The 22440-nt window shown below is 67.8% G+C and carries 20 protein-coding genes, 1 tRNA gene and 1 pseudogene; 6 read left to right on the forward strand and 16 right to left on the reverse strand.

Annotated features, from left to right (window positions below; all coding sequences use genetic code 11):
- Window positions 1-9 precede the first annotated feature (9 nt).
- Both ASF77_RS21975 and ASF77_RS21980 read left to right on the forward strand, forming a co-directional pair.
- A complete protein-coding gene (locus ASF77_RS21975; protein WP_056344798.1) occupies window positions 10-1041 on the forward strand; it encodes an asparaginase in 1032 nt (343 codons plus the stop codon).
- Window positions 1042-1045: 4 nt separating this feature from the next.
- On the forward strand, window positions 1046-2074 hold the full coding sequence (locus tag ASF77_RS21980; RefSeq protein WP_082493996.1) for an SDR family oxidoreductase: 1029 nt from the start codon (window positions 1046-1048) through the stop codon (window positions 2072-2074).
- Here the strand turns inward: ASF77_RS21980 and ASF77_RS21985 are convergent.
- Window positions 2071-2940 (reverse strand): hypothetical protein, encoded by an 870-nt coding sequence (locus ASF77_RS21985; protein WP_056344801.1) that lies wholly within the window; start codon window positions 2938-2940, stop codon window positions 2071-2073. The two genes, ASF77_RS21980 and ASF77_RS21985, sit on opposite strands and share 4 nt — an antisense overlap.
- Before the next feature lie 285 nt (window positions 2941-3225).
- Here ASF77_RS21985 and ASF77_RS21990 point away from each other — a divergent pair, with 285 nt between their 5' ends.
- On the forward strand, window positions 3226-4011 hold the full coding sequence (locus ASF77_RS21990; protein ID WP_056344804.1) for a hypothetical protein: 786 nt from the start codon (window positions 3226-3228) through the stop codon (window positions 4009-4011).
- Here ASF77_RS21990 and ASF77_RS21995 read toward each other — a convergent pair.
- From ASF77_RS21995 to ASF77_RS22010, 4 genes are all read right to left on the reverse strand, one after another.
- Window positions 4008-6725 (reverse strand): ATP-binding protein, encoded by a 2718-nt coding sequence (locus tag ASF77_RS21995; protein ID WP_082493997.1) that lies wholly within the window; start codon window positions 6723-6725, stop codon window positions 4008-4010. The genes ASF77_RS21990 and ASF77_RS21995 overlap by 4 nt on opposite strands.
- A 185-nt stretch (window positions 6726-6910) precedes the next feature.
- Window positions 6911-7960 carry an aldose epimerase family protein gene (locus tag ASF77_RS22000; RefSeq protein WP_156648980.1) on the reverse strand — a complete coding sequence of 350 codons (1050 nt, stop codon included), beginning with the start codon at window positions 7958-7960 and terminating at the stop codon, window positions 6911-6913.
- Window positions 7961-8110: 150 nt separating this feature from the next.
- Window positions 8111-9814: a methyl-accepting chemotaxis protein gene (locus ASF77_RS22005; protein ID WP_056344809.1), complete on the reverse strand. Its 1704-nt coding sequence runs from the start codon at window positions 9812-9814 to the stop codon at window positions 8111-8113.
- Between the two features lie 32 nt (window positions 9815-9846).
- On the reverse strand, window positions 9847-10374 hold the full coding sequence (locus tag ASF77_RS22010; RefSeq protein ID WP_056344813.1) for a chemotaxis protein CheW: 528 nt from the start codon (window positions 10372-10374) through the stop codon (window positions 9847-9849).
- Between the two features lie 273 nt (window positions 10375-10647).
- Between ASF77_RS22010 and ASF77_RS22015 the strand changes: the two genes are divergently transcribed.
- A complete protein-coding gene (locus ASF77_RS22015; protein ID WP_056344815.1) occupies window positions 10648-12510 on the forward strand; it encodes a PAS domain S-box protein in 1863 nt (620 codons plus the stop codon).
- 24 nt (window positions 12511-12534) lie between these two features.
- Here the strand turns inward: ASF77_RS22015 and ASF77_RS22020 are convergent, their stop codons facing one another.
- From ASF77_RS22020 to ASF77_RS22045, 6 genes are all read right to left on the reverse strand, one after another.
- Window positions 12535-14163, reverse strand: a complete 1629-nt coding sequence (locus ASF77_RS22020; protein WP_056344817.1) for a M28 family peptidase — start codon at window positions 14161-14163, stop codon at window positions 12535-12537.
- A 58-nt stretch (window positions 14164-14221) separates the two neighbouring features.
- Window positions 14222-15616, reverse strand: coding sequence for an HD-GYP domain-containing protein (locus ASF77_RS22025; protein ID WP_056344821.1), 1395 nt, complete (start codon window positions 15614-15616; stop codon window positions 14222-14224).
- A 101-nt stretch (window positions 15617-15717) separates the two neighbouring features.
- Window positions 15718-16668: a DMT family transporter gene (locus tag ASF77_RS22030; protein ID WP_156648981.1), complete on the reverse strand. Its 951-nt coding sequence runs from the start codon at window positions 16666-16668 to the stop codon at window positions 15718-15720.
- Window positions 16669-16907: 239 nt separating this feature from the next.
- Window positions 16908-17342, reverse strand: a complete 435-nt coding sequence (locus ASF77_RS22035; protein WP_082493999.1) for a KGG domain-containing protein — start codon at window positions 17340-17342, stop codon at window positions 16908-16910.
- 244 nt (window positions 17343-17586) lie between these two features.
- Entirely contained in the window at window positions 17587-18165 is a 579-nt protein-coding gene (locus tag ASF77_RS22040) for a PEP-CTERM sorting domain-containing protein (RefSeq protein ID WP_056344825.1), read from the reverse strand.
- Window positions 18166-18185: 20 nt separating this feature from the next.
- Entirely contained in the window at window positions 18186-19688 is a 1503-nt protein-coding gene (locus ASF77_RS22045) for a PhoX family phosphatase (RefSeq protein ID WP_056344828.1), read from the reverse strand.
- A gap of 262 nt (window positions 19689-19950) precedes the next feature.
- Between ASF77_RS22045 and ASF77_RS22050 the strand changes: the two genes are divergently transcribed.
- Window positions 19951-20041: transfer RNA gene (locus tag ASF77_RS22050), tRNA-Ser, on the forward strand.
- A 125-nt stretch (window positions 20042-20166) separates the two neighbouring features.
- Window positions 20167-20541 carry a hypothetical protein gene (locus ASF77_RS22055; RefSeq protein ID WP_056344832.1) on the forward strand — a complete coding sequence of 125 codons (375 nt, stop codon included), beginning with the start codon at window positions 20167-20169 and terminating at the stop codon, window positions 20539-20541.
- Between the two features lie 145 nt (window positions 20542-20686).
- Here the strand turns inward: ASF77_RS22055 and ASF77_RS22060 are convergent, their stop codons facing one another.
- The 5 genes and pseudogenes from ASF77_RS22060 to ASF77_RS22080 all read right to left on the reverse strand — a co-directional run.
- Entirely contained in the window at window positions 20687-20983 is a 297-nt protein-coding gene (locus ASF77_RS22060) for a hypothetical protein (protein ID WP_056344836.1), read from the reverse strand.
- Entirely contained in the window at window positions 20983-21345 is a 363-nt protein-coding gene (locus tag ASF77_RS22065) for a hypothetical protein (protein WP_056344839.1), read from the reverse strand. Before ASF77_RS22065 ends, ASF77_RS22060 begins: the two co-directional genes overlap by 1 nt.
- Window positions 21342-21848, reverse strand: coding sequence for a glycoside hydrolase family protein (locus ASF77_RS22070; RefSeq protein ID WP_056344843.1), 507 nt, complete (start codon window positions 21846-21848; stop codon window positions 21342-21344). The genes ASF77_RS22065 and ASF77_RS22070 overlap by 4 nt, the downstream gene beginning before the upstream one ends.
- Window positions 21845-22099, reverse strand: a complete 255-nt coding sequence (locus tag ASF77_RS22075) for an HP1 family phage holin (protein WP_056344846.1) — start codon at window positions 22097-22099, stop codon at window positions 21845-21847. The genes ASF77_RS22070 and ASF77_RS22075 overlap by 4 nt, the downstream gene beginning before the upstream one ends.
- Before the next feature lie 65 nt (window positions 22100-22164).
- Window positions 22165-22440: pseudogene (locus ASF77_RS22080) on the reverse strand (hypothetical protein); the annotation flags it as partial.

Here is a 22440-nt window from a genome sequence, read left to right on the forward strand (position 1 = left end):
GATCCGAGCATGCACGCAGCCCCCGTCGTCCCCCTCGTCGCCACCACGCGTGGCTATCCCGCCGCCGGTTACACGGTCGAAAACGTCCACGCCGGCGCCATCGCCGTCGTCAACCGCGACGGCCGCCTGCTGGCCTGGGCCGGCGATCCGCAGTACCAGACCTTTACCCGCTCGGCCCTGAAACCCTTCCAGGCCCTGCCCTTCCTGCTGTCCGAAGGCGCGGCCAAGTTCGGGCTGGCGCAGGAAGAACTGGCGCTGCTCTGCGCCAGCCATTCAGGCGAGGAAAAGCACCTGGCGGGCGTGCGCTCGATCCTCGGCAAGATCGGCCTCGACATCGGCCACCTCGAATGCGGCTGCGGCGTGCCCCTCTACTACGAATACAACAACCTGCCGGTGCCGCAGGACGAATCCTGGACGCCGCTGCACCACAACTGCTCCGGCAAGCACAGCGGCTTCCTGGCCTGGTGCCGCCACCATGGCGCGGCGACGACCGGCTATGTCGAGCCGGATCACCCGCTGCAGAAGGCGATCCGCGGCGCGCTCGCCGACGCCGCGAACCTGCCCGAGTCGAGCATGCCGACCGGGATCGACGGCTGCTCGGCGCCGAACTACGCGCTGCCGCTGGCGAGCCTGGCCCACCTGTACGCGCGCCTGGCGCAAGGCGAACAGGATGCGCGCCTGGGCCAGGCGCTCGGCCCCCTGTTCGACGCCATGACCGGGCGCCCCGACATGGTCTCGGGCACCGAGCGCAGCGACCTGGTCTTGATGACGGCGGGCGGCGGCGACTGGGTCGCCAAGATCGGCGCCGATGCGGTGCAGGCGATCGGCATCCGCTCGCAAGGCATCGGCATCGCGATCAAGATCGCCGACGGCAACAACCGCGGCCTGCACACGATCACCTACAACGTGCTCGATCAACTGGGCCTGCTCGACGACGCCAAGCGCGCCGTGCTGGAGCGCTTCCGCCAGCCGCAGATCCGCAATGCGCGCGGCACGGTGGCGGGCGACATGCGAACCCTGTTCACCCTGCAACGGGCCTGACACCATGCGCACGCTTCGGCTGATGCACCTGCTGGTGCTGCTGCCCTTTCTGTTACTCGGCGGCTGCGCCGCCACGCTCGGCCCCGACGAGGCGGCGGCGGTGGCCGGCAAGACCTATGTCGTCACCGGCGCCTCGAGCGGCTTCGGGCGCGGCGTCGCCCTGAAGCTCGGGGCCATGCGCGCCAACGTGGTGCTGGCCGCGCGCCGCACCGCCGTCCTCGAGGAGGTCGCGGCGCAAGTGCGCGCCGCCGGCGGCCATGCCCTCGTCGTGACTACCGACGTCGCCCAGCCCGAGCAGGTGGAAGCCTTGGGCGCGGCGGCGCTGGCGCGCTTCGGGCGCATCGACGTCTGGATCAACAATGCCGGCGTCGGCGCCATCGGCGAATTCGACAAGGTGCCGCTGGCCGACCATGCGCGCGTGGTCGACGTCAACCTGAAGGGCGTCATCTACGGCAGCCATGTCGCGCTGCGCCAGTTCCGCCAACAAGGCGCCGGCACCCTGGTCAACATCGGTTCGGTGGAAAGCGAGATCCCGCTGGCCTACCACGCCTCGTATGCCGCGACCAAGGCCGCCATCCTCGGGCTCGGGCGCGCGCTGCGCGAAGAACTGCGCCTCGGCGGACAAAGCCGGATTGCGGTCGCGACGGTGCTGCCCTGGGCCGCCGACACGCCCTTCTTCAACGTCGCGGCCAACTACACCGGACACGCGCCGCGCATGGCGCTGATGGACGATCCGGCCAAGGTGATCGACGTCATCGTGCGCGCCTCTGTGTATCCGCGCGAGGAGGTGCCGGCCGGCTGGAAGGCGCGCGCCGCCTACTGGTCGCACCGCGTCGCGCCCGACCTGGTCGAGCGCGTCTCGGCCAACATCGCGTATGCCGAACAGTTCGAAAAAGCCGGGCCGGCGCCGAACGGCAGCAATGCGATCCACCAGCCGCAGGCCGACGATGGCAGCGGCAGCCGCACCGGCGTCGAGGGCGGCGTGCGGGCGCGCATGGCGCGCGAGGATGCGGCGCGCAAAGCCGGGCCTTAAGCCACCAGCCGTCGGAGCATCGCGGCAAGCGGCTCCAGCACTTCCTTGTCCGTCCAGTAGCTGTTGTGCGAGAGCGGATTCCAGCTCTTGAGCATCCAGCCGATCGCTCCCTGCCCGGCATTGATGGTGCGGTCTTCGACCAGCGCACGGTAGCCGGCCGACAGCGGCTGCAGCGGCCAGCCGAGCACGTCGTCGGGGTCGTACAGGTTCAGCCAGTGGAAGCGCGCGGTCGGCGGCGCGATCGGCTTGATGTGCATCTCCTTGTGCGCGGCGACAAAAATCGGGATGTTGCAGCCGGTCGTCACCAGGGCGCTGCAGGTGCCCGCCGCCAGGAAGCGCTTTTCGCGCTCGCTCAGAAGGCGCCCGATCGCCACGCGCGACCAGCCATCGATGTCGCGCCAGACGCCGGCCTCGACCCGTCCGCCGCCCAGCGCCTTTTGCGCATCGTAGATGTAGCTCGACAGTACCTGGCAGCCGAGCGAATGGGCGAGGAAGACGACCGGAATGTCCGGCAGCGCCGGATTGGCCGCATGCGCGGCCAGCAGGGCGCGCGCGATCTGTCCCTGCGCCAGTTCGTAGACCGAGCCCGGATCTTCCTTGCGGGTCTCCAGTCCGGCGGCGTCGGCAAAGCCGAACAGCATGAACTTGCGCAGATCGTCGTAATGGACACGGCTGCCCCGCTCGACGCGTTCCCACACCAGCTGCTCGTTCGGCTGCAGGATGTCCTGGTAATACACCGCGTGAAAGGTGGCGCGCTCGCGCAGCGCGGGCCCCAGGCGGGTGCGCATCTCGCCGAACACGCCGGCGGCATAGTCGCGCGGCGTCTCGCCCATTCCGTGAACCGTGATCAATGCGACCTGGGGCATGGCGACCTCCGTGGATGTAAGAAACGGCCTCATCAATGAAGCGGATTCCTAACTCCAGCTTACCACCAGCGGCCTCAGCGTGGCGGGTGTCTCGCAGCCGACAACGCCAGTTCACATTTTTCCTTTACCGAATTTGTTATGGGAACTATAATTTTCTTAAACATAACTGCATTTGTCCAATTGTATGTACACGATTTCGTGCCGATCGCTTGCCGAAACAGTCCTTCCCGCATGCATGCGGATGGCAGCGATGCGTACGCGGACGGACGGCATCGGAGGGCATGCATGAACCCGCTGCTGTTTCCCGATTACGCAGAAGCGATCCGGAATCTCGACCTGGCCACGATTCGCAGCCCGGACGCGCTGCCCGAGCGCTTCCTGCTGGCGCGCGAGGGCAAGATCAGCATGCATTACATCCCCTTCGAGCATGTGAACCCGCGCGCGCGCGTCGTCGTGGTCGGCATCGCGCCCGGCTTCGTGCAGTGGAAGATTGCGATGGCCGAGGCGCAGCGCCAGATGGCGGCCGGCGCCGCGCAGGCCGAGGTGCTGCGCGCGGCGCGCCTGGCGGGCGCCTTCAGCGGCGCCATCCGCCCGAACTTCGTCGCCCTGCTCGACGCGATCGGCGTGCAGCGCTGGCTGGGCATCGCCAGCTGCGCCTCGCTGTTCGACGCCGACGCCCAGCTGGTGCAGATCAGCGCCATCCTGCGCCACCCGGTGTTCGTCGACGGCCGCAACTACAGCGGCACGCCAGGCATGGCGAAGATCCCCTTCCTGCGCGAGCAAGTGCTGCGCTATTTCGCCCACGAAGCGGCCCAGCTGCCTGACGCCCTCTACATTCCGATGGGCGGCAGCGTTGCCGAGGGCCTGGACTGGTTGGCGCGCGAAGGCGTGATCCGGCGCGACCGCATCCTGCACGGCCTGCCCCATCCCTCCGGCGCGAACGCCGAACGCGTTGCCTATTTCCTGGGCCGCAAGGAACGCGCCCTGCTCTCCTCGCGCACGAACGCGCGCCAGATCGACGCGGCCCGTTCGACCTTGATGGCGCAGATGCAGGCGCTCACCGAAAGTTAGCGGCTCGCTTCCGCCTGTAATATTCGCACCAGCGCCGCGATGTCGACCGGCTTGATCAGGTGGTGCGCGAACCCTGCTTCGCGCGCCCGTGCGCGGTCGCGTTCCTGGCCGTAGCCGGTGGCCGCGATCAGGATCGCATTGCGCGTTTCCGGCTGCGCGCGCAGCAGCGCCGCCAGGTGGTAGCCGTCCATGTCCGGCAAGCCGATATCGACCACCAGCGCGTCCGGTGTCTCGCGCGTGGCGCGCCGCAGCGCGCCGCGGCCCGTGTACTCGGCCATCACCGTGTGGCCCTGGGCGCGCAGCAGCATGGCCAGGCTGTCGGCGCCGTCGACATTGTCGTCGACGACGATCACGCGCAGCGGGCGGAAGGCTTGCGCGCCGGCGGCGCCCGCATGCAGCGAGGCTGGCGGCGCCGCCGCCGCTGCATCCAGCGCCGGCGGCTGCGCACCCGGCGCCGGCAGCGCGATGGTAAACACGCTGCCCAGGCCCACGCCCTCGCTGTGGGCACTGACCTCGCCGCCATGCAGCTCGACCAGCTTTTTGACCAGCGCCAGCCCCAGCCCGAGCCCGCCCTGCGAGCGCGCCAGCGTGCGCGCGCCCTGCGTGAACAGGTCGAACACGCTCGGCAGCAGGTCGGGCGGCATGCCCGAGCCGTTGTCGCGCACCTGCAGCCGCGCGCGGCCTCCATCGAGCGCGAGCGACACGCGGATGGTGCCGGCCGGCGGCGTGTACTTGGCCGCGTTGTTAAGGATGTTGGCCACCGCCTGGATCAGGCGCGTCGCATCGCCGCGCACCGTCAGCGGACAGGACGGCAGGTCGAGCTCGACCCGGTGCGATTTCTCCGCGATCAGGGGCTGGGTCTGGTCGAGCGCGCTGCGCACCACCTCGCACAGGTCGACCTCGTCCACCTGCAGCGTCACCAGCCCGCGCGTCACGCGCGAGACGTCGAGCAGGTCGTCGATCAGGCGGCTCATGTGCTTGACCTGGCGCGCGATGATGGCGCTGGCCTGGCGCACGCGCGGCTCGTCGCGGAACTGGATGCCGAGCAGCGCCGACGAGCTGCTGATCGGCGCCAGGGGATTACGCAGCTCGTGCGCCAGCATCGCCAGGAACTCGTCCTTCGTGCGCGACAGGCGCTCGGCTTCGACCCGCGCCGCGCGCTCGCTCTGCAGCAGCGCGTCGCGCTCGAGCGCCGACTTGCGCGCCACTTCGTACAGGCGGGCGTTGTCCATCGCGACGGCCGCCTGCGCGGCCACCCCGGCGATGATGCGTTCGGTGCGTTCGCTGAACACGCCCGGCTCGGGATGGCCGAAGAACAGGCCGCCCAGCACCGCGCCGGAACGCGCCACCACCGGCACGGCCAGGTAGCTGCGCACCGGCAGGTGGCCTTCGGGCATGCCGTGATGCGGCGCCGATTGCCCGTAGCGCGGGTCGAGGGTGATGTCGTCGCTGCGCACGATGCCTTCGTTCTGGAAGGTCGGGCGGAAGATGGCGGTCGGGCGAGGCGCATCAACATCAAAATGCGCGAACCTGGCGAAGGCCTCGCGCGGCGCGCCCGACACCGTGTAGAGCAGCAGGCTCTCGCCGCGTTCGTCCTGGGTGGTGTAGAAGAAGGCGCCGAATCGGGCGCCGCTCAGCTGGGTGCCGGCGTCCGTGATCGCCTGCAGCAGCATGTCGCCGTCGAGCGTCGAGGCCAGCGCCTGGCCGGTGCGGTTGAGCACCTCCAGGATGCGCGTCTCGTCGCGCAGCGTTTCTTCGACGCGGGCGCGGCGCACCGCCTCGCGCGTCTGGCGCGCCACGTCTTCCGCCAGCGCCACCTCGCGCGCGCTCCAGTCGCGCGGGCGCGTCTCGTGCAGGTAGAAGACGGCCGCCAGCCGGCCCGCCTCGATGATCGGCACCACGATCAGCGCGCGCACGCCGATGCTGGCATAGCCCGCCGCATAGGGCGCCGCCAGCGGATCGCTGCCGACGTCGTCGATCTGCAGCACCTGTCCCTGGCGCAGGCGGTCGATCAGCGCCGGGCCGAAAGCCGCCAGCGCACGCACCTCGCCCGCCAGGCTGGCGGCCTTGCCGTCGGTCCAGTCGCGCTCGACGGCCACTGTGAGTCCGGCCGCATCGATCTCGCCATAGCCGGCGCGCCCGACCGCCAGGTGACGGCCGACCAGGGCGCTGGCCGCCTGCATGACCTCGACCGGATCGAGCAGCTCGCGCAAGGCCGCGGCCAGCTTGAGCTGAAAGCGGTGCTGCTGTTCGGCCAGCACGCGCGCCGTGGTATCGGTCAGGATGCACACCACGCCGGCCACCTGCCCGCCTTCGCGCAGCGGCGAGGCCGACAGCGTGACATGGCGGCACGCCGTGCGCCCGCCGCGGACGACTTCCAGCGGCAGATCCTCGACCAGCGCCGCCTCGCCCGCCAGGCCGGCGTCAAGCACCGGCATCGCGCCGGCCCAGGCGTCGTCGAGCGCCTGCGCCAGGGGCTTGCCGAGGGCCGCTGGATGGCGCTCGCCGAGCAGGTCGACACAGGCGTCGTTATAGACCAGGCGCAGCTCCGGCCCCCAGGCGGCGAACATGGGAAAGCGCGCGCCCAGCATCAGGTCGACGGTGACGCGCATGGCATCCGGCCAGGGGCGGTTCGACGGCAAGGCGGCGCGCAACAGCGCCCGTACGCCCACACTGTCGGCGTCGAGGGGAGAGGCGCGCATCGCTCGGTTCATGCTTGGGTCGGCGCTCTTGATGGCACGTTGGAATCGGCGTGAGAATTATCCGATTATAGCGGCCGAAACCGTGCCAACACAGCGCCAAATGCGCAGGCGTGAACAGGTCATGCAGGGTGAATGAACCCCATGCGCGCGGCATGAAAACGGGCGCGGCGCGCCCGCGCCGCTTATTTACTTCTCGATTATTTGTCGACCGAAAAGCGGAAGCGCGACTCGGTGGCGTACACCTCGCCGGGACGCAGGATCGTGTTCGGGAAGGCCGGCTGGTTGGGCGAATCGGGGAAGTGCTGGGGCTCCAGGCAAAAGCCGCTGCGGTGCGCATACACCTGGCCTTTGCCGGCCAGCGAAGCGTCGAGGAAGTTCCCGCTGTAGAACTGCACGCCCGGCTCCTGGGTGAACAGTTCAAGCACGCGCCCGGAGCGCGGTTCGCGCACGCGCGCCGCGCGCCGCAATGCGCCGGGTTGCGCCTCGTTCAACACGAAGCAGTGGTCGTAGCCGCCGCCATTGCGCAGCTGCTCATGCGGCGCGTCGATGCGGGCGCCGATCGGCGTGGCGCTACGGAAGTCGAACGGCGTGCCCGCCACCGGCGCGAGGCCGCCCAGCGGGATCGAGCCGGCGTCGATGGGGACAAAGCTGTCCGCATCGATCGTCATCTCGTGATCGAGGATGCTGCCGCCGCCGGCCAGGTTGAAATAGCTGTGCTGGGTCAGGTTGACCGGCGTGGCGCGGTCGGTGGTGGCATGGAAGCGCACGACGATCTCGTTGTCCTCCGTCAGCGCATAGCGCACCGTGGCGTCGAGCGTGCCCGGATAACCCTGCTCGCCATCGAGGCTGCGGTAGTCCAGCACCAGCTCGTTTTCTTCGATGCGCGAACGCCAGAGCACGCGGTCGAAACCGGGCACGCCGCCATGCAGGTGGTTGGCGCCGTTGTTGACCGGCAGCGTGTAGGCCTGGCCGTCGAGCGTGAAGCGCCCGCCCGCGATGCGGTTGCCGTAGCGGCCGATCAGGGCGCCGAAATACGGGCTGTCGCCGCGGTAGGGGTCGAGGGTGTCGAAGCCGAGCGCGACGTCGGCCATGGCGCCGTCGCGGTCGGGCACGTGGATCTCGGTGATGATGCCGCCGAAATCGAGGATGCGGACGGTCATGCCGGCGCCGTTACGCAGCGTAAAAATGGAGACCTGCGCGCCGTCCTGCAGCTGCGCAAAGGGGGCTTGTTCGATGGCGGTGTGCACCTTGTCGCGTCCTCGTGAATGGCCGTTGCCGATGGCGTGATCCTAGCATGCGCGGCGCATCGGCCCGCGCCGCTTTGGCGCAGGGTGTGCGCCATGGAAAAAGGGCCTGCATGCGCAGGCCCTTCCTCCTTCACATCGCCGGCAAGGCGATCAGAAGGCTTCCCATTCGGCGTCGCCGCCGGCAGTCACGGTTTGCTTCGACGCCGGTTTGCGCAGCGCGGGCTTGCTCACCGCTGGACGCGCGGCTGGCTGGGCCAGCGCGGCGCGGGGCGCAGCAAGCGCAGGCTGGGCAGCCGTAACGGCCGCGTCGCCTGCGACCTGGAACACGCTGACCGCGCGCGTCAGGTTGGCGGCCTGTTCCTGCATCGAGGCCGATGCGGCGGCCGCCTCTTCGACCAGGGCCGCGTTCTGCTGGGTCACCTGGTCCATCTGGACGATGGCTTCGTTGATCTGCTCGATGCCGGCCGTCTGCTCGGCGCTGGCGGCGCTGATCTCGCTCATGATGTCGGTCACGCGGCGCACGCTCTCGACGATTTCCTGCATCGTCGCGCCGGCCTCGCCGACCAGCTTGCCGCCCGCCTGCACCGCCTCGGTCGAGTCGCCGATCAGGCCCTTGATTTCCTTGGCCGCCGCAGCCGAGCGCTGCGCCAGGTTGCGCACTTCCGAAGCGACGACCGCGAAGCCGCGGCCCTGCTCGCCGGCGCGCGCCGCTTCCACCGCCGCGTTCAGCGCCAGAATGTTGGTCTGGAAGGCGATGCCGTCGATAACGCCGATGATGTCGGCGATCTTGCCGGCCGAGCTGTTGATCTGCTCCATCGTGCCGACCACTTCGCCGATCACGCGGCCGCCGCGCTCGGCGACCGTCGATGCCGCCTCGGCCAGGGCATTCGCCTGGCGCGCATTGTCGGCGTTTTGCTTGACGGTCGAGGTCAGCTCTTCCATCGAAGAGGCGGTTTCCTCCAGCGAGCCGGCCTGCTGCTCGGTGCGGGCCGACAGATCGAGGCTGCCGGCGGCCACTTCGCCCGATGCGGTGGCAATCGTCTCGGTGCCGCTGCGTACCGTCAGGACGGTGCGCACCAGGCTTTCGTTCATGGTCTTGAGGGCCTGCAGCAGCATGCTCGTTTCGTCCTTGCCGGTGACCTCGATGCGGCTGGTGAGGTCGCCGGCGGCAACCGTGTTCGCCACTTCCAGCGCACGCGCCATCGGACGGGTGATCGAACGGGTGTTCCACCAGGCGATCAGGCCGGCCAGCGCCAGCGAGAGCAGGCCCAGGACGATCATCATCGTGCGGGTCGATGCGAAGGTGTCCTGGGCGTCGTGGGCCGTCTTGTCGGCGAAGCGCTTCTGCATCTCCAGCTGCTCGCTCACTGCCTGCTTCAGGTCGGACAGGATGGGACGCATCACCTCTTTCAAGTAGCGTGCCATCTCGGCCTGGTCGCCGGCGTTGATGATCTTGATCATCTCGTCCTGGCCCTTGACATAGCGCTCATTGGCGGCGGCCATACGATCGAGCAGCGCCAGCGCATCCGGGAACACCAGCGTCTTGCGCAGTGCGTCCAGGTTTTCCTGCGCCAGTCGGCGCGAGGCGCCAATCTCGTCGAGCTGTTTCTGGCGGTCGGCCGGATCGGCGGACAGGATCATGTTGCGTAGCGCGATGGCCGCATCGTTCACTTCCGACAGCACCGCGGTGGTGGCGACGATGTTGGGAACACGGCGTGTCGCCAGGTCGGCCGTGCCTTCGTTGACCCGGCCCAGCATGTTGATGCCGAAGACCTGGATGGCGATGAGAATGACGCACAGGGCGCCGAAGCCGAGCGCCAGGCGCTGGGCGATTTTCAGGTTTGCGAGTTTCATGGGATGCGCTATAAATGAAATGAATGACCGCATCATGCGGCAAGGGGCAATGCCTCGGTGGCGACCAGGCCCATGTCGGGCGCGGTCATGAGGCGTTCGATGTCGAGCAGGATCAGCATGCGTTCGCCGACCGTGCCCAGGCCATGCAGGCATTCGGCATCGATGCCGCCGCCCATGGCCGGCGCCGGACGCACCTGCTCCGGCGCCAAGGTGACGACGTCCGAGACGCTGTCGACGACCATGCCGATCACATGCCGGCCGATGTTCAGGATGATCACGACGGTGAAGCTGCCGTAGCCGGCGCTGCCCAGCTTGAAGCGCAGGCGCATGTCGACGATCGGTACGATCTGGCCGCGCAGGTTGATGACGCCCTTCAGCCAGGCGGGGGCGTTGGCGATGCGGGTGACGCTGTCGTAGCCGCGGATTTCCTGCACGGTCAGGATGCTGATGCCATATTCTTCCGCCCCGAGGCGGAACGACAGGACTTCGATGTCGCCTGTCTGTGTTGATTGCTCGACCACGTTGAAACTCCGAATGCGGTGCGGCCGGGATGCGGCCATACATGAGATTGAGGATCGCAACGGCTGAATTGCCGTACGGAAAGTATGTTACGGCGCGAGTCTGCTAAACTCGATGGCCAATTGTTAACGCGGCCAAAAAAAACGTGAATTCGCGCACCGGTTTGGCGCAAACGCGACACAGTTGATGCTCTAGCTACAGGCGTCCAGCTTTGCCCCGCCGCCAGCCCCCCACGCCAATCTGCTACAGTCACGACAGGCATGCATGCCAAGCGCATGGATGCCGCACCGACCGGCCCATTTGGACAGGAACCCATGCCAGCAGCCCGCATCCCCGCCGACGAACTCGAACGCCTGCAATTGCTCGAGGCGCTAGACCTGCTCGATACCGAGGAAGAGGAAGTCTTCGACCGCATTACCCGGCTGGTCAGCCGGCTGCTGAAAGTCCCGATCGCCCTGTTCTCGCTGGTGGACGAGAACCGGCAATGGTTCAAGTCGCACGTCGGCCTCGACGTGCGCGAAACGCCACGCGAGATGGCCTTTTGTGCCCATGCCCTGCTCGACGACCAGCCGCTGGTGGTTCCCGACGCGACCAGCGACGAACGTTTCGCGAACAACCCGCTGGTGACCGGCGCGCCCAACATCCGCTTCTATGCCGGCGTGCCGGTGCGTACCAGCGGCGGGCTGGCGATCGGCACCCTATGCGCCATCGACGAGCGTCCGCGCATGCTCACGGCCGACGAGCTGTGCATCCTGATCGACCTGGCCGATATCGTGCAGAAGGAAGTGCAGTACCGCGAACGGCTGGCCGTGGCCGGGCGCCAGATGCTGCGTTCGGAGGCCGTGCTCAGCGCCAGCGAGGCGCGTTTCCGCTCGATCTTCGATCTGGCCAGCATCGGCATCGCGCTGGTGTCGCCCACCGGCGGCTGGCTCAGCGCGAACGGCACCCTGAGCCGCATGCTGGGCTATGCGCCGGAGGAACTGCAGCGCCTGACCTTCCAGCAGGTCACCCATCCGGACGACCTCGACGCGGATCTCGATCTGCTGCGCAAGCTGGGTACGGGAGAGCTCGACCAGTACCAGCTCGAGAAGCGCTATATCCGCAAGGGCGGCGGCATCGTCTGGGTCAACCTGAACGTCAGCAGGAAGCTCAACGAAGCCGGCGAGATCGAATACTACATTTCGGTGATCCAGGACATCGGCGCCCAGAAGGAAGCGGAACACGCCCTGCATGCGCTGCATCAGGATCTCGAAGCGCGCGTGGCAACGCGCACCCTCGAGCTGCACGAGCGCGAGCTGGAGCTGCGCAGCGTAATCGATAACGCCAACGACGCCTATATCGGCCTGGACGAAGCGGGCATCGTGACGGTCTGGAACCGCGCGGCCGAGCAGACCTTCGGCTACACCGCCCTCGAGGCGATCGGGGCGCCGCTCGACCGCCTGATCATTCCCGAGTCCTTGACCGGCGCCCACCGCGAGGGCATGTTCCGCTACGTGACGACCGGGAACTCGACGGTGCTGGGCCGGCGCATCGAGGTGCCGGCGGTGCGCAAGGATGGGTCGCCGCTGATGGTCGAGCTGCGCATGAACGTGCTCGAACTGAAGGGACAGAAGATGTTCTCGGCCTTCCTGCACGATATCACCGAGCGCAAGGAAGCCGAGGCGCGGCGCGAATACGAAACCCGGCACGACATGCTGACCAACCTGCTGAACCGGCGCGCGCTGCTGGAAACCCTGCCGATCGCACAAATGCGCGCGGCGCGCACGGGGAAAAGCATGGCCCTGCTCTTCATCGACCTCGATGGCTTCAAGGCTGTGAACGACGACTTCGGCCACGACGCCGGCGACACCGTGCTGCGCGCGGTGGCCACGCGCCTGCAGGAAGTGATCCGCAAGACCGACAGCGCGTTCCGCCTGGCCGGCGACGAGTTCACGGTGCTGCTCGAAGCGATGAGCGACACCTTCATGGACGCGCGCCAGGTGGCGCACAAGATCATCGCCGAACTGGGGCGGCCGGTGGCCATCGCCGGCGCCTCGGCCAACGTGGCCGCGAGCATCGGCGTGGCCGTCTTCAGGCCCGACGACAGCGCCAGCGCCGAGGAGCTGCTCAGGGAAGCCGACCGCCAGATGTATGCGGCCAAGCGCGCCGGCAAGGGGCAGGTGTTTCCGCGCCCCTGAACCGGCGTCGGCCGCGAGGACGCCTCAGCGCTTGACGCGGCCGAAGGCGTCGCCCTCTTTCCAGCGCGGCATGTCGGGCGCGTTCGCCACCGCATAGCCCAGGTTCAGCGTGAACTGCGTCTGCTGCACCATGCCCGACAGATCCCAGTTGGCGTGGTAGTCGTCCGTCACCTGGTGGTAGTGGCCCTTGAAGCCGACCATCGTCGCGCTCGAATGCGCCTGGTCGTGCTCGAACTCGAAATGGCCGTCGCCCGAGAACACGGCCGATCCGACATTAAAGGCCGGCACGCCCGCCTTGGCAAAATTAAAATGGTCGGCGCGGAAGTAGGCGCCCGAGAGGTCGGGAATGGTCGGCGCCAGCTTCAGGCCCATCTTCTTCGCCACGCCGGCCGCCGTGCCGTACAGGCTGCTGCGCTCGGCGCCGGGCACGCCGATGTCCTTGGTACGGCCAACGAAATTCAGGCTGTCCAGGTTCAGGTTGGCCGCCGTTTTCGCCAGCGGAACGACCGGGTTGGCGACATAGGCGGCGCTGCCCAGCAGGCCCTGCTCCTCGGCCGCCGGCCACAGGAAGACCTGGGTGCGGCGCGTCGGCTTCTTCACGGCTTCGGCCGCCATCGCCAGCAGTGCGGCGCTGCCGGTGGCGTTGTCGACGGCGCCGTTGAAGATGCGGTCGCGATCCGCGGGGATGTTCTGGTCGATGCCGAAGTGATCCCAGTGCGCCGAGTACACGACGGCCTGCTCCTTCAGTTTGGGGTCGGTGCCCGGCACGATGCCGATCACGTTGAAATCCTCGACCTGGCGGATCGCCGACTTCAGTTCGACGTGGGCGCCGATTTTGAGGTCGACCGGCGTGAAGTCGCGCCGCTCGGCCTGCGCGCGCAGCTTGTCGAGATCGAAGCCGCCGGCTGCGAACAGTTCGCGCGCCGTGTCCTCGTGCAGCCAGCCTTCGATGCGGTTGCCCTTGCCCGCCAGGTGGAAGCGCTCGTGCGAGAAGCTGTTCGAGGGCACGCCCCAGGCATACGAGGCCGAGGGTGTGGTGTGGATCAGCAGCGCGCCGGCCGCGCCGCGGCGCACCGCTTCTTCGAATTTATAGAGCCAGCGCCCGTACCAGGTATAAGCCTTGCCGGCAAAGCGGTTCGGTTCCTCGTTTGTCGGCTGCGGGTCGTTGACCATCATGACGAGGATCTTGCCCTTCACATCGACACCCTTGTAGTCGTCCCATTGTTCTTCGGGGGCGCTCACGCCGTAGCCGACGAAGATCAGCGGCGCGTCGAAGGCGAGATTCGTTTGCCCGCTGCCGGTGCCGAACACGATGCCCTCGCCGATCTTCGGGGCGATGCGCTTGCCGCCGACGTCGAAACTGACCGCGCTGCCGGGCAGCAGGCGCGTGCCCTCGATGGCGACCTTCTGGCGATAGGCGCCGTCCGCCATGGGTTTCAGGCCGATGGCCGCGGCCTGGGTCTCGAGATAGCGCACGGTGAGCGCGCCGCCGCGCTGGCCGGTGCCGCGGCCTTCGAGCAGGTCGTCGGCGAGGAAGGACAGGTGGGCACGCAGCGCCGTTTCGGACACGGCGGGCGCTTGCTGGGCAAGCGCGGTGCTGGACAGGGTCAGGGCGGCGCAGCTGGCCGCGAACGTCAGGGGGCGAAGGCGCATCGGATGGTGTCGTGGGGTTGGTAATCCGCCATGTTACCCCAGCGCGGCACCCGCCGGGTCAGGGCGCGGCGGCAGGCGCGAGCGACTCCAGCGGCACGCGTTCCAGCGCCCGCTTGAGCGAATCGAAGCAGCGTGCGTCGAGCGCCGTGCCGACCGTTTTTTCCATCATGGCCAATGCCTGCGGCACGGGAATCGCACCGCGGTAGGGACGCTCGGCCGTGATCGCATCGAAGACGTCGGCGGTGGTGATGATGCGCGTCTCGATGTCGATCTGGTCGCCCGCCAGGCCGCGCGGATAACCGCCGCCGTCGAGCCGCTCGTGGTGGGCGCCGGCGATGCGTCCGAGCTCCGCGAAGGCCGAGATGCGGCCCAGGATCATTTCGGTGTAGGCGGCGTGTTCGCGCACGGCGGCCCATTCCTCGCGGTCGAGCGCGCCGGCCTTGTCGAGGACGCTGTTACTGACGCCGAGCTTGCCGACGTCGTGCAGCAGCGCGCCGCGTTTGAGCCAGCGGCGCCGCTCGGCCGGCAACCCGAGCGCTTCGGCGATCATGTCGGTGTACAGCGCCACGCGGCTGCTGTGGCCGCTCGTGTAGGGGCTTTTCGAGTCGACCACCTGGCCGAAGGCGGCGGCGATGTCGTCGAGGTAGTCGTCGTCGAGCGGGATCGTGTGTTCGGCCGGCTCCATCGCGAAGACGGTGCGGTCGATGTCTTTCGAGACCAGCATGTCCCAGAAGGCATCCCGCTTCGCCACGCGTTCGAAGGCCGCGACAAGGCGCGGATCGAACCAGCTGCCGGCACGGGCGCGCGCCTCCTTCAGGGCCGCGGCGCGGCCGCCTTCGGCGTGGAACACGTCCACCACCTGCGCGAGCAGGGCGATGCGCGCATAGACGGGAATCGCTTCTCCCGCCAGTTGCGCGGGCTTGCCCTTGCCATTGAAATGCTCGTCGAGGCTGTAGATGCCGTTCGCCACCCGCTCGGGAAAGCGCAGCAGGCGCGCGATCTCGGCGCCGCGCGAGCAGCGCGTCGTGATCATCTCCTGGGCGATCGCGGGGCCATCGCGCAGGATCGTCATCACGCTGCGGAAGCGCTCGGCCAGGCCGGCCTTCAGGCCGGTGTGCTTGAGCACGAAGCCCAGCACCTGCGGCAGGCTGTCGCCCACGGTCTTGAATTCGCGCTTGAAGCCGAGGTCGTCGGTCAGGTACAGCTCGCAGATGCGCGCCGCATTGCTGCTGCAGCCGAGATCCTTCAGCAGCAGGGTGTAATACAGCTCCCACAGCTGCTCCGGACTCATGCCGGCATCCGCCCCGATGTGCATGCCGATCCAGCAGACCCGCACGCAGTGTCCGGCCGGCTGGCCTTCGGTGATGTCGAGCGCGTAACTGAGGGAACCGATCAGTTCCGACAGCTTCAGGTCGGTCGGCGTGCTGGAGGCGGTGGGCGGGAAGCGATCCATGGCTCGAAAAATTGCCTAAATGAAAGAAACAATTGTACGCGGCAAGCAGCCTACGTGCGCAACGAAAGCCGGAATGCGGGCCGAAACAAGCGCGTCTGTCGTCAGGCCGCCACGGCATCCGGGGTTGGCGACGCATGCAGGCGCACCGACCAGGTCACGCCCAGCACCAGCAGCACGATGGCAACCGCTTCCAGGAGGCGCGGCCCCTGCGCGCGCCAGACGAAACCGTAGAGCATGGCCGACACCGTCTCGAACAGGATCAGCTGGCCGGTAAGCGTGACCGGCAGGCGCCGGCTGGCGATGTTCCACAGCTGGTTGCCGATCACCGAGGCGCCCAGCGCCAGCAGCCCGTTATACAGCCAGAACAGCAGCCAGTCGCGTCCCGGCGCGGACGGCTGCGTCACGCCGGCATGGGCCAGCCACAGCGCCAGTGCGCCGATCGGCAGCGCCACCAGGCCGCTGGCCAGGCCATACAGCGACGACCACTGGCCGCCGCTGAACTGGGGATTGCGCTTCAGGTAGCGCGCATTGTCGAGCGCATACCAGGTCCAGCAGGCCAGCGCGCCGCAAGCGCAGGCCAGGCCCAGCACGGTCGAGGACAAGGGCGCCCCGCCCGCCTGGGCGTGGCGGAAGGCGTCGATATTGATGCAGGCGATCGCCACGCCGATCACGGCAAGCGGCGCGGCCAAGCGTTTGAGCGGCACCGCACCGTGGTCGCGCCGGCCCAGCAGCGTGACGGCGACCGGAATCAGGCCGATGATGAGCGAGGTCGGCGCGACGCCGGCCAGTTTGACGCCCAGCGCCAGCAGCATGTAGTAGACGAGGTTGCCGCTCAGGGCCTGGCGCAGCAGGGCGAGGTAGTCGCGCGGTGCGAGCAGGCGCAGCAGGCGGCGCAGGCCGGGCAGCATCAGCCCGAGCGAGATCGCGCCATAGGCAGTGTAGCGGCCGACGGCCAGTTCGACCGGAGAGAAGTCGGGCAACAGCTCGGGCACGATGAACACCATGCCCCACAAGGCACCCGCCAGCACGCCGCACAACACACCCGTCAACACAATCGCTTCCCATCGCCAGCTGCGCGGCCGTTCGCCCCGCGCGAAACCACGATTGTGCCAGAGGCGGCGGGGCTGTGCCGGTGTTTCCCCGATGGGCCAACAGGAGGCGCCGCGCGACCGGCCGGGGCGACCGGCGTTACGGCGCCTTTGCACGGCAGAGGTGAGAGCCCTCCCCGCTTACCCCATCGACCTGCCTGCGCGACAGGGGGGCCGCCCAGGCAGGGTAGCGCGACAGCGGCTTACCTGTCGTCGTTCTTGCGGCTTTGCGAGCCGGCGCGTGCGTGCTGCTCGGGCGAGCCGCCCTGGGTGCCGCTCTGCTGATTGCCTCCGCCGGACTGATTACCGCCGTCGTTCTTGCGGCTTTGTTCGCCGGCGCGTGCATGCTGCTCGGGCGAACCGCCCTGGGTGCCGCGGCCGCCGCTTTGCTGGCTGGCCCCGCCGCCCGACTGGCTGTTGCCGTCGTTCTTGTGGCTCATCGAGCCGGCACGGCGTGCTTCTTCCGAAGTGAATTCGTGGGCATTGCCCGATGCGTGCGCGGCCCGGCCGCCTTCGCTGGCAATTTCCCGTTGACGTTGTGGATCCATCGAGGCGAAACCGCGGTTGCTGGTATCGCCGCTCTGCTGGTTGCCGCCCTTGTTACCGCCTTTGTTACCGCCCTGGTTGTTCGATGCCATCGTTACCTCCTGTCATTAAACGAAAGAGCAGCCGCTTGTCGGCTGGGACGATCATCCTAGTCACCCGAGGCCCTGCTTGCCACTAAATGCCACCCGTCGCCTTGTAGGAAAACGCCTTAGTGGGCTGTCAGTCAAGCCTTCCAATTTTGACGACAACATTGCTCTTCATGCCATCATTTGTCGTGAACGCGACCTTAACATCGGCGCCGGCCTGCACCGGCGCCAATCAGGTTCGCCAGCGCGTTCAGCCCCGCTGACGGCGGCGCGCAGCCATCACGCCGGCCATGCACAGGGCCGGCAAGAACAGCGCGAAGGTCGACGGTTCCGGGATGTCGGCGCTGATGACGAAGGTGTCGCCGACGGCCAGTCCGCGCGTGTCCAGGATCCAGTCGTTCTTGCCGTCCAGCGCCAAGGGGTTACCGAAGTGGAACTCGGCCCACTCCGGCGAAGCGAAAGCGATGTTGGCGTAGCCGGCGCCGCTGGCGACGCTGCCCAGCTTGCCGAAGGTCGGGGTCACGCTGCCGGCGGTGAGGAAGGAAATCCCTTGCAGGCTCAGATCGAAACGGCTCAGGGCCATGCCGCTCAGGTTGCGCACGAGGGCGTTCAGGCTCAGCGGGCCGGCCAGGTCTTGCGCTTCGATCTGGAAGCGAAGGCTGGCGTCGCCCAGGGTCGCCAGGTCGAGGTCAAAGGAGACCGCGCCCGGGGTGCTGTAGTCGGTGACGATGTTGCCGGCGGCATTATTCGAACCGAGCAGGAGCGCGGCATTGGCCGAGCCGAAGGACAGCGCGGCGGCGAGCGCGGCGACGTAATGTTTGAGGTGCATGATTTCTCCTTGATGGATGCTTACAGCGGGCCCTTGGCCCAAGGGCCGGCGATGGCAAAGGTGACGCCTGGCGTCTGGATGTTGACGAACAGGTAGCGGCCGGTTGGATCGAAACAGGCGCCGGCGAATTCGTTGGCGCGGTGGTCGCCCGCCAGGCCGGCCTGCTTGCCGGCGGCCTGCAGCTGGGTCGCGCTCAGCACGATGTTGTTTTTGGCGAAGATGTAGGCGTCGCCCTGGTCGGTGATGCCCATCAGGCGCTGGCCGAAGCCGAAGGGGTCGGTGGCGGCGGTGGAAGCGTCCTCGCAGACCAGGATCGCGTTGCGCGGGCTGACCGTCAGGTTGTCGCCCATGTTGCCGACCAGCGGGCTCGGGCTCGAATAGATGCAGGTGAGCACCTGGGTCGCCAGGTCGAGTTCCCAGATCGCGCCGCGCGAGACGGCGCCGCCCGAGGTATCCATCACATACATCTTGCCCTGCGCATACCAGATGCCCTCGCCGCGGTTCATGCGCAGTGCGCCCAGCTGCCAGCCCTGAACGAAGGGCCCGGCCGCATTCGTGATCGCGACGCCGGTCTGGCCGACGGCGTTGCCGCGGTTCGCGTCCGGATCGGCGACCGGCACCCATTCCAGTTCATAACGCGCGTTCAGCGGCGCCGTGCCCAGGTTCACGTTCGGCATGCCTTTGACTTTTGCCATCTGCAGCACGCCGCCCATCGCCAGCGAGCCAAGCGCGCCGTTCTTGACGTCCGGGACATAGCGATAGAAGCCGGACTTGCCCGAGCTGTCTTCGGTCTCGTAGACATTCCCGGTCGCCGGATCGACAGCCGCCGCCTCGTGCGCGAAGCGTCCCATGCCAATGATCGGCAGGCCCGTGGTGCGCGCCGGATCGGCGCTCACTTCGAACACATAGCCATGCTTGCGGCCGGAGGCGCTGACGGCATCCGAACCGACTTCCTCGCAGGTGAGCCAGGTGCCCCAGGGCGTAATGCCGCCGGCACAGTTGGTGGCCGTGCCGCCCAGGCTCGGCGTCATGCTGACCCAGTTCCCGTCACGGAAGACCAGGTTGGTCGTGCCGCCGCCGAACTTGTTGCTGGTGCTCGTCGTGCTGGTGCCGTTGTCGTAGACGCCCGGCGCATTGATGAAATTCCCGGCCGAGGTCGCGCCGATCTCATGGTTGCGTACCAGCACCAGTTCGGTGCTGCGCCCGACCTTGCGCGAGACGACCACGCCCATGCCGTCATGCCCGCCCGGACACGGCATGCCGTTGGCCATCGTATCGCCGCGCCAGCCGAAGCTTTTATAGATAAAGCCCGGCGGCAGCTGCAGCAGCGGCAGGCCGGTGGTCAGATCGGCCGTCGGGCGGATCGGGCCGTAGGGGCTGTCGATCAGCGCGGTCGAGCCGTTGGCCGCACGCGACTGCTGCGACTGCAGCGCCATGAACGCGCCCACGAAGGGCAGCGCCGAAGCGCCGGCGACGCCTTTGAGCAGATTGCGCCGCGAGGGCGAGAGATCGTTGTTGTTCATGCTGGGCATACTCCGAATAGTCAATCGAGCCGGATTCATCCGGCGGGTTGGGCCTGCTGGTGTTCGGTACTGCCCTGCTGCGCAGCGGGGATGCATGCATTACAACAAACAAAAATGTCCGTTCGATGACAGCAAAATGACAAACTTGAAATTTTGCTCAGCCGTGGCCGGCGGCGTGCCGTGGTGGAGGGAGACGGGAATGTGCTTGAACTGCCGAGAATTGTTGCTATAATAGGCGGCTTCGCGGAAGCGGAGCATTGCAGGAGAGATGGATGAGTGGTTTAAGTCGCACGCCTGGAAAGCGTGTGTAGGTTCATAGCCTACCGGGGGTTCGAATCCCCCTCTCTCCGCCAGAATACGAAAGCCCTTGATCTTCAAGGGCTTTTTCATTTCCAGCGGATCGGCAGTAGCACGCTCATCGGACGCCAGGGAAATCGTGGGGAATTTTCGCCGTTTGAACGGCAGGAATGGAGACCCAATGTTCATCAAAAAGCAACAGCATCCCAACATTGAGTTCAGCCCAACCGACGGCCAGGACGCCCCTGCCCTGGTGCACTACTTCAGCGACAGAGGCGACCCGTTTAAAACCGTCTTGCCGCTACTGATTGCTGGCGCCAGCCAGGAACAGGAGCGCGTGTTTATCGTCGAATCGCCGCTGAGCGAGGTGGTCGACGAAGCGCTTCGACTTCACCGGGAACCGAGCTGGCCCGACCAGCTGGTAGTCGACGAGCGGCACCGTCCCTTCTTCGAGGCGGTGAAGCTGTCGCTGACCCAGGCAATCGGCAAGATCGATCAGATCGAATTCGCTGTCCTTGACGACGACGAAGACGACGACGCCGGTCGGATGGCATGATGCCGGCATGCCGCGCACCGACCTTCTCACCGCCAGCCGGGTCGACCTGACCCTGGTGCTGATCCCGACCATCACCTGGCTGGAGGCCTCGTGCATGCTCGCGCGCAGCGGCGTGCCGGCGGATGTGGCCGCCCGGGTGCTGGCCCTACCGGGCGCGCGCCGGACACCCCGCGAGTTCCACCTCGAGCTTCGTGGCGTAACCCTCCCAGGCCGCGGCGTCGATTAGCGCCGCCTGCGCAGCTGCTTTGTCGCCTGGATATACGCCGGCGCCAAACGTGTTGGCCGGACGCGCCGGCAGTGGCCCGACGCAGCCGACCGCCACTGGCACCGGGACACGCAGCGGCTCGGTCGCGCAGCCGGCCAGCAGGAGCAGCGCCAAGGTGCAGGCGCAAACCGAACGTGCAGGCGCCGCCGAGAACTGCACGCGATGCAGGCGCGCCATCACCACTTCCTCCACGCCTCGCGCATCACGCCGTCGCAGTCGCGCGCGGTGCTGGCGGCGACGGCGGCGCCGCGGCTTTGCATGCGCGCGATCGCCGCGGCGGCGAACCTCTCGGCCACCTGGCGCCGCTCTTCGGCTGCGCGCTTCTCGGCGCCCATCTTGTCGACGGCGGCACTCTGCTTGAGCAGCTGCGTCTCGACCGCTGCACGTGCGCCCTTCTCGGCGGCAAGCGCGCGTTGGTGCTGGGCGTCCAGGCGCCAGCCGTTGGCGATCGCGCCGGCGCCGGCCGCGCCGGCCAGCACCAGCACCAGGGCGGCAGCGGCGGCCGCCAGCTTGAACTTCGTCGGGGCCAGGTTGATCATTGCGCCTCCACGCATTTCTTGTGGCGCGCGAGCTGGCGCGTCCACACGCCCGGGCAGGTGCGGTTGCCGGGCGAAGAGCAGTCATAGCCGCCCGACTTCCGGTACAGCAGCAGCGCGTCGCACGCGGCGCCGTACTGGCCGACCAGCAGCTGGCGGCGCATCGTCGACGCGCGCCAGGCGCCCGTGCCGTACTGGTAGACCCAGTCCATGTACAGGTCGTACTCGGCCTGGTGCAGCGCAACCCCCGGGATCGAGGCGCGGAAAGCGCTCTCTTCCTGCGAGAGGTGCGCGGCCGCGCGCTGCACGGCGCGCATGGGCGTGATGCGGTCGCCCAGCTGCACCGGAGCGCCGTCGTCACGGAAGGTCGATCCAAAGCCCACCGTCGGGCGGTCGTTCTTTGTCGGGATCACGGCGGCATCGGTATAGCCCTCGCTCGACAGGATCGCCACGAACGCCGATGCGCTCAGGGCCAGGCCGGCGGCCACGATGCGCGCGCGGCTCACAGCTTCACTCCCAACGCAGCGAGGCGCGCTTTGCTTTCGGCCTCTGCCAGCTCGGCCAGGTGCGCCGCCTGGTCAGCCGCGCGCTGCTCCCGCGCATTCTTCTGCCGCGTGTACCAGACGTTCAGGAGAAGCGTCAGCAGCGCAGTGAGGATGCCGGCGATCACGCCCCACTGGCTGAGGGTCACGGCGCTGCCGATCGAGACGACGCCGCCGGCATAGCTGGTAGCGTCGAGTGGGGTTACTTTGCTCATGGTTGCCTTTTTCATTGGGCGTAAAAAAAGCCGCTGGGCGGCGGCCTGGTTCGCGTCGGCGCGGCTCACGCGCGCATCAGCTGGGACTTCGGGAAAAAACATTGGTACAAATCATTTGGCGTGACCCGGTGCTTTTCGGCCGGATCCAGCAGCGTGCGGCCGCCGGCCATGAGCATCGCGAACACCAGCTCGCTGCACCACCAGCGGCTATCGTCGCCCCAGTCGTCGGACTTGAGCAGCGGCAGGGCCAGCGCGCCGGCGAAGTCGTAGGGCTTGCCGCCCTGCCCTTCGGCGAACGCGACGGCGGCGCCAATGTCGGGCACCTCGACCTCCATGTCCTG

Source organism: Massilia sp. Leaf139 (assembly GCF_001424165.1).
GTDB lineage: Bacteria > Pseudomonadota > Gammaproteobacteria > Burkholderiales > Burkholderiaceae_D > Telluria.